Origin of the sequence: Anaeromassilibacillus sp. 1001302B_160321_C8 (genome assembly GCF_015554745.1) — a bacterium.
Taxonomy (GTDB): Bacteria; Bacillota; Clostridia; order Oscillospirales; family Acutalibacteraceae; genus Anaeromassilibacillus; species Anaeromassilibacillus stercoravium.
Genome location: NZ_JADNJD010000001.1, coordinates 1 through 16,147 on the forward strand (window position 1 = coordinate 1; position 16,147 = coordinate 16,147).

The following is a 16,147-nucleotide window of genomic DNA, read 5'->3' on the forward strand; positions in this document are numbered from 1 at the left end:
TTCTTCCCATCCAGGATGATTTCGCCGCCATCCTCGTGGTAGATGCCGAACAAACACTTCATCAAAGTCGATTTTCCCGCGCCGTTTTCGCCCATCAGGGCATGTACGCTGCCGGGACGCACTTTTAAGGTAACGCCGTCCAACGCTTTCACGCCGGGGAATACTTTGGTGATGTTGTTCATCTCTAGTACATATTCACCCATTGCATCAGTCCTCCTCCCATTGCTTTCTTCTTCATGCTTTTGTAACTCCTCACAGGATAAAATTAGTGGGTTATACAACTATAATATATAAAAAAACACTTGATATATAGCTATATCAGCCTATTCTATACGTAAATTAGTTGCATAACCAATTAATTAAATTATAAGGACAAAAATGGGGGTTGTCAATATAAAATAAAAAAGTTGTAGGAAGATCGAAGAAATTCGTAGATTTTTGAAGGAGGCGCCGAAAGAGTTGCGCGGAGAAAAGTTACAAAGCTGAATTTTCGTTGACAATCTTTTTCCGGTAAGCTAAAATTTGATGGGAGAGTTCATGAAAGGGTTTTAGATCCTCGCTATTGGAGGGACGACAGATGCATGGGCCATATTGGGATTACATCAAGATTTTTTCCGTAATCTATTGGCAATCGCAAAGCTTCTGCGCGAAACGGTTGAAAGACTTGGGCGTGACCTGCGGGCAATTTATGTACATCCTTTGTATTTGTGATAATCCTGGGATCTCCCAGGAGAAGGTTGCGGAAAGCACTTGCATCGACAAGAGCACCGTGGCAAAGGCCGTACAGCAGCTTCTGCAAGGCGGATTTATCACACGGCAGAGCAGCGCCGAGGACCGGAGAGTCAACGAATTGTATCCCACAGAAAAGGCGAAGGAGATCTATCCAAAGATTGTGGAGATCATCGATAGCTTTAATATGGGGCAGCTCGAAGGTTTAACCGATATCGAGCGGGATATCTTTATACGCCTGCTGCAAAAAGTCTTTAATCATGTGAAGCCAAAGACATAGCGCATATCTGTAAAAGCATAAAAAGGGAGGACGCACACTGGTGCGTCCTCCCTTTTTCAGCGAACCCGTTTAACGGCGAGAATCCCCGGTGCCGTCATAGGCCGGTTTTCGAAAGAACCGGCGGATTGGTTTATGGAAGCCACGGGCGGTGCTTCTTTTTGGGCGGATAGGGCGCCCGTTCGTCCGTCAGCTCCGCCAAGTAGTCCATGCTGGATTGGTAGAAGCTTGCCAGACGAACAAGAATCCCTAAAGGGACACGGGATGTTCCATCTTCGTATTGGGCGTACGTTTCCGACGATATATGTAAAATCTTTGCAACGCCCTTTTGCGAAAGGCCGCATTCTATCCGCAATGCACGCATACGAGAAAGCATTTCTTTCACCTCCTCAGCTATATTAATAAAGTTCTTCGGAATGTGGAAAGTTTTAAGGGGAATTCCCTTGCGTAAAGATTTTGCGATGGCTTTAAGAGGGAAAGAGACGAAATTCCGCGGTTCGTCCTCTTTATTAAGCGCTGCAAATATGCTATGATATGAATATCAATATCTGCCTGGCCGGTGGGACGGTGCAGGTGGGGAAACGGGGGAAACAATGTCTGACGTAATCAGAGTATTTGTCGAAAAGAAACCCGGCTTCGACGTGGAAGCACAGCACACGAAGGCGGACCTGGTGGAAAACCTGGGGATGCCGGTCGAAGATTTGAAACTGCTGAACCGGTACGACGTTTCCGGGTTGAGCCGGGAAGAGTTCGAGGCCGCGCGTGGCACGATCTTTTCCGAGCCAAATGTCGATACCGTTTATGACGAGGAATATCCGCTGCCCGAGGGATATTCCGTTTTTGCCATGGAATACCTGCCCGGCCAGTACGACCAGCGGGCGGATTCCGCTGCACAGTGCGTGCAGCTGCTCACCCAGGGTGAGCGGCCGCAGGTGGTCACCGCCCGCGTGATTGCGATCAAAGGGAACCTGGACAAGGAGAAGCTGGATAAGATCAAGAATTACCTGGTGAACCCGGTGGAGAGCCGCCTGGCCTCCCTGGACAAGCCCGAGTCCCTGGATATGCAGGCGGATGTGCCGCCGGATGTGGCGCGCGTGACGGGCTTTATCTCCTGGGATACGGACGAAATGGCTGCTTATTATGAAAAGATGGGCTTTGCCATGACGATGGAGGATTTGCTCTTCTGCCGCGACTACTTCAAGAACGAAGAGAAACGCGATCCCAGTGTGACGGAACTGCGCGTCATCGATACCTATTGGAGCGACCACTGCCGTCACACCACCTTCTCCACACGCCTGGAGCATATCAAAATTGCAGAGGGCGCGCTGAGCGAGGCAATCGAGGAAGCGTTGCAGGCATACTATGACGCCCGCAAGGAGGTTTACGGGGAAGATACCGACCGGCCGGTGTCCCTGATGGATATGGCGGTCATCGGCATGAAGCTGCTGCGCAAGCGCGGCCAGATCCCGGACCTCGACCTCAGCGACGAGATCAACGCCTGCTCCATCGAGGTGCCGGTCACAATCGACGGCAAAGAGGAGAAGTGGCTCGTCCAGTTTAAGAATGAGACGCACAACCATCCGACGGAAATCGAACCGTTTGGCGGCGCGGCGACCTGCTTGGGCGGCGCGATCCGCGACCCGCTGTCCGGGCGGGCGTATGTCTATCAGGCCATGCGCGTGACCGGTTCCGGGGACCCGCGCGTCCCGTTTGAAGAGACGCTGCACGGGAAACTCCCAACCCGCAAGATCACTACCGGCGCGGCCAGCGGCTACAGCTCCTACGGCAACCAGATCGGCCTGGCGACCGGCCAGGTCACCGAGCTGTACGACCCCGGTTATGTGGCGAAGCGCATGGAGATCGGCGCGGTGATCGGCGCCTCCCCGAAGGAGAATGTGGTGCGCGAGCAGCCGCAGCCGGGCGACATCATCGTCCTGCTGGGCGGCAGCACGGGCCGTGACGGAATCGGCGGTGCGACCGGTTCCAGCAAGGCGCACACGGAGAAATCGGTCGAGGTGTGCGGCGCCGAGGTGCAGAAGGGCAACCCGCCCACCGAGCGCAAAATCCAGCGCCTGTTCCGCGACCCGAAGGTCTCCCGCCTGATTAAACGCTGCAACGACTTCGGCGCAGGCGGCGTCTGCGTGGCCATCGGCGAGCTGGCGGATGGCCTGGAAATCGATCTGAACAAAGTCCCGAAGAAATATGAAGGCTTGGACGGCACGGAACTGGCGATCTCTGAATCCCAGGAGCGTATGGCGGTCGTGCTGGCCCCGCAGGATGTGGAGGCCTTCTGCGCCGCCGCTGCGGAGGAGAACCTCAACGCGCAGGTGGTGGCCGTGGTCACCGAATCGCCGCGCCTCAAGATGGAATGGCGCGGGGATACGATCGTCAATATTGCGCGCGCCTTCTTGAATACAAACGGTGTGACGCAGCGCACGGATGTGGAAATCGAAGCGCCGGACCCGGATGCGTACTACCGCAAGCAGGTTCCGGAATGCCTCAAGGGGAAGCGGCTGGCCGAAGCCTTCCAGGAGAACTTGGCGCGGCTGGAAGTTTGCTGCCAAAAGGGGCTTGCCGAGCGCTTTGACGCGAGCATCGGCGCGGCCACGGTTTTGATGCCGTTCGCAGGGAAATACCAGTTGACGCCGGAAGAGGCGATGGTTGCGAAGCTGCCGGTGATCCATGGGGAGACGGACGACGCCACAGCGATGAGCTATGGCTATATCCCTGGGATTGCGCGCTTCTCGCCGTTCCACGGGGCGGCCTACGCCGTTGTGGAGAGCCTTTCCAAGCTCTGCGCAGTGGGCGCAGACCCGCTCAGCTGCCGCCTGACCTTCCAGGAATATTTTGAGCGGCTCCGCACGGACCCGAAGCGCTGGGGCAAGCCGGCGGCGGCGCTGTTGGGCGCGTTGTCCGCCCAGCTCGGCATGGGCCTGCCCTCCATCGGCGGTAAGGACAGCATGTCCGGTTCGTTCGAGCAGATGGACGTGCCGCCCACGCTGGTCAGCTTTGCCGTCGCAATGACGAAGGCGAGCAAGACGATTTCGGCGGCGTTCCAGCATGCGGGGTCCCGCGTCGTGCTGCTCCCGCTGCCGGAGGACGCCAAGACTATGCTGCCAAACTGGGAGCGTTTGAAGAACTACTATAAGAGAATTGGAGAAAAAATCGCGGATGGGTCCATCCTTTCCGCATCGGTCGTCAAAGAGGGCGGCGCGGCCGCAGCGGTGGCAAAGATGTGCTTCGGCAACGGCATCGGCTTTGACTTCGATACGATGGACGAGGGAATCCTCTTTGCGCCCCTGTCCGGCAGCATCATCGTAGAGCTTGCGCCGGATGTGCCGTTTGAAAATTCGGCCGCGGTACTCTTGGGCAAAACCGTAGAACCGCAGGCCATTCAAATTGGCGGCGAGGTTCTCCCGCTGCAAAAGCTGGTGGAGAGCTGGACCGGTACATTGGAGAAGATTTTCCCGAATCAGGCCCCGGCGGTCGCTTTGACAAAGGACGTGCCGCTCTATACGGCGCGCAATACGCAGGCCCCGGCGATTAAAGCCGCGAAACCCCGTGTCTTTATCCCGGTATTCCCCGGGACGAACTGCGAGTACGACACCGTCCGCGCGTTCGAAAAGGCGGGCGCGGAGACCGACGTCCTGGTGGTGCGCAACCTGTGCTCCGCGGACATTGAAACGACAATTGAACGCATGGAGAAGGCGATCCGCAACGCGCAGATCATCATGCTGCCCGGCGGGTTCTCCGGCGGCGACGAGCCGGACGGCTCCGGCAAGTTCATCGCAACCACCTTCCGCAACCCGAAAATCGCGGAGGCGGTCATGGACCTGCTCAAAAACCGCGACGGCCTGATGCTCGGCATCTGCAATGGCTTCCAGGCGCTCATCAAATTGGGCCTTGTCCCCTACGGCGAGATCCGCGAGACGAGCGAAACCGCGCCGACCCTGACCTTCAATACGCTGGGCCGCCACGTGTCCCGCATGGTGTATACGCGCATCACGTCGGTGAAATCCCCGTGGTTTGCCGGCTTACAGGCCGGGGATGTGGTGACGGTGCCGGTATCCCATGGCGAGGGCCGCTTTGTGGCGGACGACGAAACGCTGGCCCAGTTGGCCGCCAATGGCCAGGTTGCCACGCAGTACGTGGACCTGGAGGGCAACCCGAGCGGCGACATCGCCTGGAACCCCAACGGTTCGGTTTGCGCGATCGAAGGCATCACCAGTCCGGACGGGCGCGTCCTGGGCAAGATGGGCCATTCTGAGCGCAAGGGCGAAAACCTGTACCGCAATGTGCCGGGCGAGAAAGATGCACGTATTTTTGAATCCGGCGTGGCATACTTTAAATAAATATAGAAGCGGATGGGGCGGTATCCGCCAGAATCGAAAACAGTAGGAGCGAATTAGAAGGATGAATGACTTTTTCAGGCGCACATGGGCGGAGATCGACCTGGACGCCGTCGCACATAACTATCATCAGATCAAAGACCGGCTAAACCCAGGCACAAAGGTATGCTGTGTTATCAAGGCGGACGCCTATGGGCACGGAGCGGAACTTTTGGCGCGCGAATATGAGGAGCTCGGCGCGGACTGGTTTGCCGTGTCCAATTTGGAAGAGGCGATCCAGCTGCGCAACGCGCAGATCAGCCTGCCAATCCTGATTTTGGGGTATACGCCGCCGGAGTCGGCAGCGGAACTGGCCCATATGGATGTGGCGCAGGCGGTGCTTTCCCGTGAATACGGGGAGCGCCTTGCCGCCTGCGCGCGTGAGGCTGGCGTCACCGTGCGCGCGCATATCGTGGTGGACACCGGCATGAGCCGGATTGGTTTTCTATATCAGAACCCGGAGCGGGACGCGGATGCGATCGAAGACATTGCGGAGGTATGCGGGCTGGAGGGCTTGGATCCGGAAGGAATCTTCACCCACTTTGCCGTGGCAGATGAGGGAAACGACGGCCGTGGCTACACCCTTATGCAGCTCGACCTTTTTTTAAAGCTAATCGATCTTTTGGCCCAGCGGGGCATCACATTCCGCCTGCGCCATTGCGCCAATTCCGCAGCGGTTCTGGACTATGCGGATGCACAGCTCGATATGGTCCGTCCGGGCATTATCCTCTATGGCTTAAATCCGTCCCATTCGATCAAAGAACCGCTTGATCTGCGTCCGGTGATGCAGCTCAAGTCCATTGTCTCGATGCTTAAAATCGTGGAGCCGCAGACCAGCATCAGCTATGGGCGGCGCTTCACAACGAAACAACGAACCGTGGTTGCGACCGTGCCGGTCGGCTATGCGGATGGGTATCCGCGCCACCTCTACCACCGCGCCAGCGTGCTGGTGAACGGCCAGCGCGCCAAGATCATCGGCCGCGTCTGCATGGATCAGCTGATGGTGAACGTCACCGATATTCCCGGCGTGAAAGAAGGGGATACGGTCACGCTCTTTGGGCACGACGGGGATGCATTCCTTCCGGTGGACGAACTGGCTGGCTACAACCATACCATCAGCTATGAGCTGGTCTGCTTGCTGAGCAAGCGCGTGCCGCGCATCTACTATCGTGGCGGGGAAGCGGTCGCAGAGCTGGACTATCTCTGCTCCGGAAATGGCAGATAAGAATTTCAAAATGGAGAAGCAAAGGGAAAACGGGGTTCTGTCCGGTTTTCCCTTTTTCTTTGGGATGTGCGGGCAGTGTGCCCTGGAACGCAGGCTGAGGCATCTGAAAGCGATGCAATATCAGAAAGAAATCTTAGATAGGTGTGGTTGATTCATGGACAAAAACGACCGGCGCGCCATTTGTACGGCGTATAAAGAGCGAAAAGGCCTTGGCGGGGTCTACAGCATCACCAACCGCGTGACGGGAGAAAAGCATCTGTTTTCAACGCCCAATCTACAGGGGGCGGAGAATCGTTTCGAATTTATGGTGCAAACGAATGGATGCACGGTTCTGTCCATTCAAAAGGAGTGGGCGTCCTATGGGCCGGATGCATTTTTCTTTGAAGTGTTGGAATCGATGGAACAGGGCGAAACGCAGGGTGCGCGCGAGTTCCGCGAGGACGTGAAAGCGCTGGAAGAGCTTTGGAAGGAGAAACTGGCCGCCGCCGCAAAATGAGCCCAAATAGAAAGAGACCGCTGGAGATCATTCTCCAGCGGCCTTATGCGTTTCAAATGGTAGTTTTGTCCTTTATTGCACTTCTGGTTCTATATGTTCGAACAGATCGTCGTCAAAAAATTCCCGAAGGGTGATTCCGATTCCATCGCATAGCTTCTGTAGGGTGACAACGCCAGGATTTTGGCTTTTGGTATTTAGAATGCTGTAAACGGTTGAAGGGGAAATACCAGCTTGATTGGCCAGTGCGTTGATTGCAAGATCGTGTTCTGCACAGAGTCCCTGAATTCGTTTGGCAACTGCCTCTTTTGCATTCATACAAATCCTCCATCTTCGATATATCGCATATTTAGTGTATGAATGCTTGCGATATTATGTGTGGGATATATCCCAAATCATAAAATTGTGCTATAATATGGGATATATCGCACACAAGGAGGAAAATATGTCTGTTTGTTGCTTTGCCGGACATCGAGATGCAGAAGAAACCATACGCCCTATATTAGACGAGTCTATAAAATGGCATATACTTACAAAGGGAGTAACGGAATTTTTGGTTGGAACCTATGGGAACTTTGATCGGATGGCTTCAGCGTCTGTTTTAGAGAGGAAGAAAGAATATCCTTATCTTCGATTAACGCTCCTAGTCGCTTATCCACCTGCTAGGAAAAGAAGCTTTTTGTCTGGATATGACCAAGTGATCTATCCCGAAGGGTTGGAACTGGTGCCGCCCAGGTTTGCTATTCCGGCGCTAAATCGCTATATGCCTGAAAAATCCGATTATTTGATTGCGTTTGTGAAGCGAAATTGGGGAGGCGCGGCACAGACACTCAAAAACGCAAGACGGCTGGAAAGACAAGGGAATTTGGTTGTTACCAATCTGGGAGAAAAATTGGAACGCAATATATCCGGGTAATGGATTGAATGATAAAGCATATAACATGCAAGAAGCCGCCAGAGAAAGCTCCGGCGGCTTCTTACTATGTAGACATAAGGGGATATAAAAACCTGATTTTATCAATAATTCTTAGCCAAGAGCTGGAAATAGGCCTTCGGATGCGCACAAACCGGGCAGATTTCCGGCGCTTTCTTACCGATGACAATATGGCCGCAGTTGGAGCACTGCCAGATCATATCGCCGTCTCTGGAAAAGACCAATCCCTCTTCCACGTTCTTGAGCAAAGCGAGGTAACGGGCTTCATGCTCCTTTTCGATCTTGCCGACCATCTCAAACAGGGCGGCGATGCGGGGGAAGCCCTCTGCGCGTGCATCCTCTGCAAAGCTGGCATACATATCGGTCCACTCGTAGTTTTCGCCTGCGGCAGCGTCCTTCAGGTTCGTGGCGGTATCCGCGATCTCCCCGTCGTGCAGGAGTTTAAACCAGATCTTTGCGTGTTCCTTTTCGTTGTTGGCGGTCTCTTCGAAAAGATTGGCGATCTGCACATAGCCTTCTTTGCGCGCCTTAGAAGCGTAAAACGTATACTTATTGCGCGCCTGGGACTCGCCTGCAAATGCAGCCATCAAATTTGCTTCCGTTTTGGTACCCTTGATGTTTTCCATGACAAAATCCTCCTTGAAATATTTATTAATAATAGTAATTAATATTATTTTTGATGTCTATATTTTACCGCCAAAGGGAGATTTTGTCAAGGGGATTTCTTAAAAATTTTAAGAATAATTCTTGATTTTAGGTAAAAGACTACTCTGCTTAGCGGGGAAAGGGATGCGGCATCCATATAGATGGCGTCAACTTTCTCATAGCTTTGTAGGTGGAAGCTTTTGCAGTGCCTCCTGCAATCCACGCAGTAGCTCTGCCTCCTGTCCGCCACAGTTAAAACCGCCCAGAGTGATGCCCGGCTTGATCTTTCCGTGAAAATCGCTACCACAGCTGACAGCTACGGAAAGCATCTCCGCCTGTTGTACATAGAAAGTAACCTGTTCGGGGGAGTGGTAACTGCTGTACGCTTCGATCCCGCGCACCCCTTGCTCCACAATGCCGTGCAACAAGGCAGTGTCCTCGTGGATGTTGTTTCCCGGATGCGCCAGCACGGGCAACCCGCCCGCGGAACGGACTAGGGCCACGGCTCCCTCTAAGCTTTGAAAGGCGACCGGCACATAGCCGGGCTTCCCCTGTGAGAAGAAGTCCCAATAGATGTTGACATAGGGGTTATCGCTGCGCGCGCCGCCCGGACGGTAGGGGAGAAGGGCGGGGTTTTCCGGGTCCTGGACCAGGGCTGCCTCGGCGATCATTTCCCCTGTGACAATGCCGCCCTTTTCCCTGCGGAGGGGCTCTGCATCAAACTGAAAGCCCATCGAGTAGGCAAGTTGGATGCGCTGTTCCCCGGCAAGTTGTTCCTGCTTCTGAATCGCCTGTTCCGTTTGGGAAAAGCCGGGGTGATCCGGGTCGATCCAATAGCCCAGCAGGTGCAGGTCGATCCCTTGGTAGGTACAGTCCAATTCCACGGCGGGGATGCATTCGATTCCCAAGGAGGACGCATGGCGCACAGCGCGTGCGACGCCGCGGGTGCAGTTGTGATCCGATACAGCGGCAACGCGCACGCCGTTTTGGGCGCAAAGCTCCATCAATTCTTCCGGGGAATAGGTGCCGTCGTCGCTAAAATGGGTATGCATATGAAGGTCTAACCAGCTCATAATGGTCTCCTTTCCAGATAAGGAAATTTCCAATGGGTTCTTATCTCAGTATAGAGGAAATACAGAGAAAAACCAAGCGCGCTTTTCTCGCGAGGCCCAAACAGGCCGTCCATACAAAAACCTCCCGGCACGTCGAAAAACGTACCGGGAGGCAAAGAATCCGTGGCTTATACGAAGAAACGATTATTCAACAATCGTTGCAACGCAGTGACGGACTGCGTTCTGGTTCGGCATAGTGGTGTAGATACCGGAGGAATCGCCCACTTTACCGGTGGCCCAGATGCGGAAGTAGTAGTCGTTGCCGTCCTGCCGTACAAACTGGGTCTTGAATACGCCGTCCGTGCCGCTGACGAAGAGCGGCGTTGCGCTGCTGCCGTCAATAACGGTCATCTTGAAGGTGTATGCCTGCCCCTTCTTGATGGAGAGGGCGCCGGTCGTGTCGCTGCGGACAGAGCCCTCCTGGACGTTTGCCGTAAAGGTGGAGGATGCGCCGTTCAACGTGACGGTGATGGTGGATTCGCCCATGGCAGCGCCGTTCAGCTGGAAGCTGTAACCATCTGCTGTCTTGGTGACATACTGTACCGTGACATTGGCGTTGTTCGCTGTGACCGTCGGAGCAGTTGCGGAAGTCGTCCGGACATTGAAGACAAAGCGCTCCCCAACGCGGAACGAACAGCTATTGGTTGTGTCGTCCAAAGTGAAGTCCGGCGTTGTAACGGTTGAGGTCGAAGAGGCTGTGCTCCCGGAAGAGCTGCTCGAACCACTGCCAGAACCGCTGCCGGAATTGCCGGAGTTCTCAACCAGGCTGTTGATTGCAGCAGACAGCCGGGTCTCCATATTGCGGATCGTAGTTCCCGCTGCGGGGTCGTCCTCCGCCAGTGTATTGTCATCCAGCACCTTCTGCGCCTCCGCCATGACGTTTGCAAGGTTCTGATAGCTGGCAGCGGTATAGTCGCTGGCGTCGATGGACTGTGCAGTCTCCATCAGTTCCTTCAGATGGTCCTTGTTGGCGATCTTGCGCAGGGCGGTGATGGCTGCATTCAAAGCATCGGCTGCTGCGTCCACCTCTTCCTGCGTGGCACTCGGATCGTCATAGATTTCCTTTGCGCTCTCCAGAGCTGCCGTGAACGTATCCTGGCCTTCCTCGATGTATTCGCTCAGGTCGATGGACTCAGCCTTTGCGATGACGGTTGCAAGCGTCGATTTATCTGCCTGATGGCGGACGTTGTCGATCGCTTCCTTCAGGTTCTCAACCGCTTCAGTGATTTCCGGTTCCATGGCGTCGCGGTTGTCATAGACCTTTTGCGCTTCTTCCATGACCGCCTTCAGCTCTTCGATGCTGGAAGGATCAAGGCCCTCGGAAGCTTCGATGATTTGGGCTGCAATGTCGAGCTGGATTTTCAGTTCGGTCTTATCGCCGGCCTGGAAGTCGAGGTAGTGGATTGCATCGAGCAATTCGCCCCAAGCGTCGTTGATCTGCTGCTGGGTGACTGCAACGGTCTCGGAAACCGTCTTTGCCTCAGCAAGCGCTTTTTCGAATTTCTCTTGGACACTCGGTACAGCGCCCGCAACTTCCTCGTCCAAGGTCTCTGCATAGTCGATCAGCGTGTTCAGAACGCCCTTGCTCACGACCGTGAAGGAGAAGTCCAGGGATTCCGCGTCCGCCCCCTTGACCGTGTCATAGGTGAACTCGGCCGTGTCCGTGATCTCCTGCGGCTCGCCGTTCAGGAGCACTTCGCTGAACTCGCGTCCATCCATAGAAGGTTTAAAGGAGAGGTTCAATTCCGTTCCCTCTTCGAAATCGCCGGCGTACTTGCCGAGCAGGTTGGCGATGGTCTGCTCTTCGCCGTTGAGCGTGAGCTCTGCGTTTGTGCCATAGTTGACCGTGAAGCTGGTGCTCTCTTCTTTCTCGGGAGCCTCTGCAAAGGCAATCACTTCGCCGTTTACCGTAAAGTCCTCGAAGGTTGCCGGAAGAGAACCGGTCTTCCGATTGCCATCGACGGCATACAGGCCGATCTTGAGGTCGCCGCTCAAGCCCGACATCTCGACCGGGTCTGCGATCGGCGTCCAAGTCTCGTTGTCATAGCTGTAGAAGGAGGAGAACGTGGTGCCTTCCTTCACAACCTTGAGATAGACGGTGGCATCCTTATTGGCATCCGGGGTGGTATGCTCAGAGAAGCTGCCGTTGTTCATGACAAAGTCCGTGAAGATATTGCCGCCAAAGCCGCTGTGATACCGCTTGTATGCGCCATAGATATTGTCCGTATCCTGGTAAACAATGATGCCCGCGGTCTGGTAGTCGCCATTGGGAATGAAGTCGAGCTTCGTGGTGACGGTAAAGTCGCCCTCGGCCGGGGTCAGAATGACGTTCTGTGCATTGTCGGTGCCGGTATAGAATTCGCCGGGCTGCGTGGTGATCGTGATGGAATGCTCGTCATTGATCGTCCAATATTCCGGATCGTTGCGGATAATGCTCCAATCGTCCGTCAAGACCAGATCCGCCGGTTCGATCGTGACTTCGCAGGAGGCGGTCACCTCGTTGTTGAAGCCGGTCATGGCGGTGATGGTCACGGTGCCAGCCTCATATGCGGTAATCTTGCCGTTCTCGTCGACGGTTGCGATGTCCGGATCACTGGACACCCAGGTAATCGGATCTTGGGCCCCTTCCGGTGTGACAGTGGCCGTCAGCGTAGCCGTCTCGTACTGCTTCATGGTCAGTTCGGTCTGGTCGAGCGTGATGCCGGTGGCTTCGATGTATCTATTGGCAAACGGGACGGCTTCGCCGTTGATGGTGAAGTCCTCAAAGGTAGCCGGCAGGGAACCGCTCTTGCCGTTGCCATCGACCGCATACAGGCCGACTTTGAGGTCGCCGGTCAATCCGGAGACGTTCAGCGGATCGGCAATCTGCACCCACTCGGAATTGTCATAGCTGTAATATGCGGTAAAGGTGGTGCCCTCTTTGACGACCTTCAGATAAACAGCCGCATCCTTATTCGGGTCCGCCTTGGTGTGCTCCGAAGCACTGCCGTTATTCAAAGCAAAGTCGGTGAAGATATTGCCGTTGAAGTGGGAGTGATAGCGCTTGTAAGCACCATAGAGATTTTTGTCATCCTGATAGACGATGATACCTGCCGTCTGGTAGTCCGCGCCCGGTACAAACGTGAGCTTTGTTGTGGCGGTGAAGTCGCCCTCCACCGGCGTCAGGAAGACGTTTTCGGCATTGGCGGTATTGCTGTAATACTCGCCCGGCTTAGTGGTGATGGTGATGGAGTTTTCTCCGTTGAGTTTCCAGTTCTCCGGATCGCTGCGGATGATGGACCAATCGCCGGTCAGGGAGAATTCCGGACGGCGCACGGTGACGTCGCAGGTCGCGGTGACGTTGCCGTTGATGCCGGTGGCAGCCGTGATGGTGGTGACGCCCGGCTTCAGAGCAGTGATTTTGCCGTTTAAGACCGTGGCAACCTCTGGATTGCTGGAGGTCCAAGTGACGGTATCATATTCCACGTCCTCCGGGGTGAAGGTAACGGTCAGGTTAGCTGTCTCGTTCGGCTCCATCGTGACCTCGCTTTCGCTCAGCGTGATGGATTCTGCCTGGCTGGGCATGTTCCGGAGGATCTTGATCATCGCGCCGCCGTGCTCGGCCATCGGGATGGTCAAAACCGTATCCTTGTTGACGGTTTCCACGCGGGCCGTGATGTCGTCCACGGTCTCGCCGTCTTCATAGATAAAGGCATAGTAATCGCCCTCGCCGAGGAAGTCCAGCTTAAACTCCGCCGTGCGCTGCTCGTTGCAGATCAGGCCGAGGTACCAGTTTTCGCCGCTTCTGCGCGCGGTGTTGACATATTCGCCCGGCTCGCCGGCCAGCAGCTTGGTCTCATCCCACTGGGTCGGGAAATTCTTGAAGAAGTCGCAGGCGGGGCTGTTGAGATAAGCCTCCGGACGGTCAGCAAAGCACTGGATGCCGCTCTCATAGGTGACCGTCAAAGCGCCCATCTGTGCGATGGTCATCTGTTTGCGCGTGTTGGTGCGGTGCGAGAACATCGGCGTATAGTCCGCCGGCCCAACTGCACAGCGCATGAACGGCAGCATGCAGTTGTGGTAAGCGCTCACATCAGCGGGACGGAAAAGGTCCTGCTCTGCGCCAAAGATTCCTTCACGGCTGAGGGCGTTCGGATAGGTCCTGCGCTCGCCGGTGGTCTTATTTGCGCCGTGGATGTTGATAAACATATGGTTTTCCGCTGTGAGCTGCATCAGGCGGATATAGAACTGGATATAATCCTGGGACTGGGAATTGAAGAAGTCCGGTTTAATGCCCTTGAAGCCCATGTCCGCCAGCTCTTTGATGCGGCGCTCCGCTTCGTCGCCCTTCTTCAAATCGTTGTGGTTCTGCCAGGCGATCAGGCCGATGCCCTTTTCATTGGCGTAGCTGATCAGATCCTCGGTCCAATCGTAATAGCCATAGTAGGCGAATTCGCTGTGGCCCTGGCTGCTGCCTCTTGGCTGCCAGCCTTCGTCCAGGAGCAGGTATTCCCAGCCCATTTCGGCGGCAAAATCGATGTATTTCTTATAAACGTCCGGGTCGCTGGTGGATTCGCGGTTCAACCATGTCCAGGCAGTGACGCCGGGCTGGATCCAGGAGGTGTCCTCCAGCACATTGGCCGGGCTCAGGTTCTCCGCCATTGTATTTTCAGCAATGTCTGCACTGGTGCCGATGACGGCGAAACGCCACGGGGTCGCAAACGGGGCGGTGGTGTTGATAGCAGATCTCTGCTCGTTGGAGAATACAATGTCGAGGCGGCCGTTCGGGTTGCCGATGATGTCCGCGCCGCAATATTCGCCGTGCAGGCCCGCTTCGGAAATCAAAGCATATTCACCGGTGGGCGTCTTGTACAGCAGCGGCATGCAGTACCGCTCATTGAGCTCGGAAAGCTGTTTTTCTTCTTCCACTTGCTCGTTGTGGTTGATATACGGCATGACATATGCCGTGGAACCCTGCGGGATCTGCAGGGAGGTATTTTCAGAGGAAATCGTGATGGGCGTGCTTTCATCTTCCGCTGTGATCTGATACTTAAAGGCAATGCCGTCGTCATAGGCGCGCACGATAACGCTGAAAGTGACGCCCTCGACGCCTTCCTTCGTAAAGTTGAGCGTGGTCTGGTTCGCATGGTTTTCCACCTGCGTCACCTTGGCGCCGATCAGCTCGTACGGGTCGTTGATCTCCTCGTCGACGCGGTCGACAAAGCTCAGCTCAGAGAAATCGCCCAGGCTGGTGGTCAGCCCCACATAGGAGTTGTCCACAACCAGGTTGTTGTCCTTAAAGGAAGCATAGGAGATCTTCCCATCATGCAGGGCAAAGAGAGCCGTAATACTGCCGTCCGGCGATGCGATCTGCCAGGAAGAGGCCGGGTCGCCCTTGCCGATGATGAGATCCACGGTGGCCTCGCGGACAATATCCCCCTGCGTCAAAGTGCAGGTGATGGTCACAACGCCGTCAGAAACGCCTGTCACAACGCCTTCCGGGGATACGGTCGCAATGCCGTCATCGGAGCTCGCGTAAGCAGCGCTGAGCGTATCCGAGGGGATCACGGCGCCGCCGATGGAATATCCCACCGGGGTCAGCTGCGTGGTCTTTCCGATTGGCAAAACAGACTGCTGTGCCGTGACTGCTGCGGAATCCAAGGTGGTCTGGATCTCACGGTCGCAGAGGATCTTGGCGTCGCACCAGAGGCTGTGGTCGCAGATGGTGGAGCCGTTTGTGCCATTGTCGGTCTTCAGGGTCAAGGTCTGGGCGCCTTCGGGGATCTCGACATCCACGAACTGCTGCGCTTCGAGCCCAGAAAGATCATCGATGTGGTATTTTTCTACACCGTCAACTTCCACGGTGAACCCACACTCGCCATATTCGCCGTCATATGAGGAGTCCGCCTGAACGCCTATGTACGCTTGGAACGATTTGGCGCCCTGGTTGGAAATGTCATAGACGATTTCGGAAGCAGCATGTGCGCAAATACCCTTCTCATATTCGATGATGTCCAAGTTTTCATTGCGCAAACGCAAGGGCTTGCTGTCGATGTCTTCGTCGATGCCTAAGCTGCTGCCGAAGCCGACTTCGAAGCTTGTCGGGTCCATATCGCTCAGATAGAGCGCAATGTCGCCTTCTTCATCTTCCATGACAGCAGTGACCGCATGGTTGGCAGCGGGTACAACTTGGGCCGCTTGTGCAGCGAGTACCGGCGTTGCTCCGGCAGCAACCATTTGTAGGGCAAGTGCTACTGCGATAAAAGATCGCACCGTCTTTCTTTTCATGGTTTCCTTCATTTCCTTTCTTTCAAATTGGTTTTCTCCTTCTCTAAAAAGGATGGGACCCCCTTTCCAATGTCTGT

Annotated in this window: 11 protein-coding genes; 5 read left to right on the forward strand and 6 right to left on the reverse strand. The window is 55.2% G+C overall.

The window, feature by feature from the left end; genetic code table 11:
* Positions 1 to 203, reverse strand: a 203-nt coding sequence (locus I2E77_RS00005; RefSeq protein ID WP_140400304.1) for an ATP-binding cassette domain-containing protein, incomplete at its 3' end; no start/stop codon positions are given.
* A 374-nt stretch (positions 204 to 577) separates the two neighbouring features.
* On the opposite strand from I2E77_RS00005, the gene I2E77_RS00010 reads away from it, so the two are divergent.
* On the forward strand, positions 578 to 1,009 hold the full coding sequence (locus I2E77_RS00010) for a MarR family winged helix-turn-helix transcriptional regulator (RefSeq protein WP_191395460.1): 432 nt from the start codon (positions 578 to 580) through the stop codon (positions 1,007 to 1,009).
* Positions 1,010 to 1,139: 130 nt separating this feature from the next.
* On the opposite strand, the gene I2E77_RS00015 is transcribed toward I2E77_RS00010, so the two are convergent.
* Positions 1,140 to 1,382, reverse strand: coding sequence for a helix-turn-helix domain-containing protein (locus I2E77_RS00015; protein WP_191395459.1), 243 nt, complete (start codon positions 1,380 to 1,382; stop codon positions 1,140 to 1,142).
* A 217-nt stretch (positions 1,383 to 1,599) separates the two neighbouring features.
* On the opposite strand from I2E77_RS00015, the gene I2E77_RS00020 reads away from it, so the two are divergent.
* The 3 genes from I2E77_RS00020 to I2E77_RS00030 all read left to right on the forward strand — a co-directional run bounded on the left by I2E77_RS00020 (position 1,600) and on the right by I2E77_RS00030 (position 7,115).
* Positions 1,600 to 5,358, forward strand: a complete 3,759-nt coding sequence (locus I2E77_RS00020) for a phosphoribosylformylglycinamidine synthase (RefSeq protein ID WP_195450369.1) — start codon at positions 1,600 to 1,602, stop codon at positions 5,356 to 5,358.
* A gap of 61 nt (positions 5,359 to 5,419) precedes the next feature.
* Positions 5,420 to 6,619: an alanine racemase gene (alr, locus tag I2E77_RS00025; protein ID WP_195450370.1), complete on the forward strand. Its 1,200-nt coding sequence runs from the start codon at positions 5,420 to 5,422 to the stop codon at positions 6,617 to 6,619.
* Between the two features lie 154 nt (positions 6,620 to 6,773).
* Positions 6,774 to 7,115, forward strand: a complete 342-nt coding sequence (locus I2E77_RS00030; RefSeq protein ID WP_191362759.1) for a GIY-YIG nuclease family protein — start codon at positions 6,774 to 6,776, stop codon at positions 7,113 to 7,115.
* A gap of 72 nt (positions 7,116 to 7,187) precedes the next feature.
* Here the strand turns inward: I2E77_RS00030 and I2E77_RS00035 are convergent, their stop codons facing one another.
* Positions 7,188 to 7,430, reverse strand: coding sequence for a helix-turn-helix domain-containing protein (locus I2E77_RS00035; protein WP_087229631.1), 243 nt, complete (start codon positions 7,428 to 7,430; stop codon positions 7,188 to 7,190).
* 127 nt (positions 7,431 to 7,557) lie between these two features.
* Between I2E77_RS00035 and I2E77_RS00040 the strand changes: the two genes are divergently transcribed.
* Entirely contained in the window at positions 7,558 to 8,028 is a 471-nt protein-coding gene (locus I2E77_RS00040; RefSeq protein WP_195450371.1) for a hypothetical protein, read from the forward strand.
* Between the two features lie 101 nt (positions 8,029 to 8,129).
* Here I2E77_RS00040 and rbr read toward each other — a convergent pair whose 3' ends face one another.
* The 3 genes from rbr to I2E77_RS13800 all read right to left on the reverse strand — a co-directional run bounded on the left by rbr (position 8,130) and on the right by I2E77_RS13800 (position 16,070).
* Positions 8,130 to 8,672, reverse strand: coding sequence for a rubrerythrin (rbr, locus tag I2E77_RS00045; RefSeq protein ID WP_087229637.1), 543 nt, complete (start codon positions 8,670 to 8,672; stop codon positions 8,130 to 8,132).
* Positions 8,673 to 8,867: 195 nt separating this feature from the next.
* On the reverse strand, positions 8,868 to 9,764 hold the full coding sequence (locus tag I2E77_RS00050) for a PHP domain-containing protein (RefSeq protein ID WP_191362757.1): 897 nt from the start codon (positions 9,762 to 9,764) through the stop codon (positions 8,868 to 8,870).
* A gap of 183 nt (positions 9,765 to 9,947) precedes the next feature.
* Positions 9,948 to 16,070, reverse strand: a complete 6,123-nt coding sequence (locus tag I2E77_RS13800) for a glycoside hydrolase family 97 catalytic domain-containing protein (RefSeq protein ID WP_195450372.1) — start codon at positions 16,068 to 16,070, stop codon at positions 9,948 to 9,950.
* Between the last annotated feature and the right edge of the window lie 77 nt (positions 16,071 to 16,147).

Excerpts from the sequence above, each read along its gene's own strand:
- I2E77_RS00035 (WP_087229631.1), bottom strand. The coding sequence starts at position 7,430 with ATGAATGCAAAAGAGGCAGTTGCCAAACGAATTCAGGGACTCTGTGCA.
- I2E77_RS00030 (WP_191362759.1), top strand. The coding sequence starts at position 6,774 with ATGGACAAAAACGACCGGCGCGCCATTTGTACGGCGTATAAAGAGCGA.
- I2E77_RS00050 (WP_191362757.1), bottom strand. The coding sequence starts at position 9,764 with ATGAGCTGGTTAGACCTTCATATGCATACCCATTTTAGCGACGACGGC.
- rbr (WP_087229637.1), bottom strand. The coding sequence starts at position 8,672 with ATGGAAAACATCAAGGGTACCAAAACGGAAGCAAATTTGATGGCTGCA.
- I2E77_RS13800 (WP_195450372.1), bottom strand. The coding sequence starts at position 16,070 with ATGAAAAGAAAGACGGTGCGATCTTTTATCGCAGTAGCACTTGCCCTA.
- I2E77_RS00010 (WP_191395460.1), top strand. The coding sequence starts at position 578 with ATGCATGGGCCATATTGGGATTACATCAAGATTTTTTCCGTAATCTAT.
- I2E77_RS00020 (WP_195450369.1), top strand. The coding sequence starts at position 1,600 with ATGTCTGACGTAATCAGAGTATTTGTCGAAAAGAAACCCGGCTTCGAC.
- I2E77_RS00040 (WP_195450371.1), top strand. The coding sequence starts at position 7,558 with ATGTCTGTTTGTTGCTTTGCCGGACATCGAGATGCAGAAGAAACCATA.
- alr (WP_195450370.1), top strand. The coding sequence starts at position 5,420 with ATGAATGACTTTTTCAGGCGCACATGGGCGGAGATCGACCTGGACGCC.
- I2E77_RS00015 (WP_191395459.1), bottom strand. The coding sequence starts at position 1,382 with ATGCTTTCTCGTATGCGTGCATTGCGGATAGAATGCGGCCTTTCGCAA.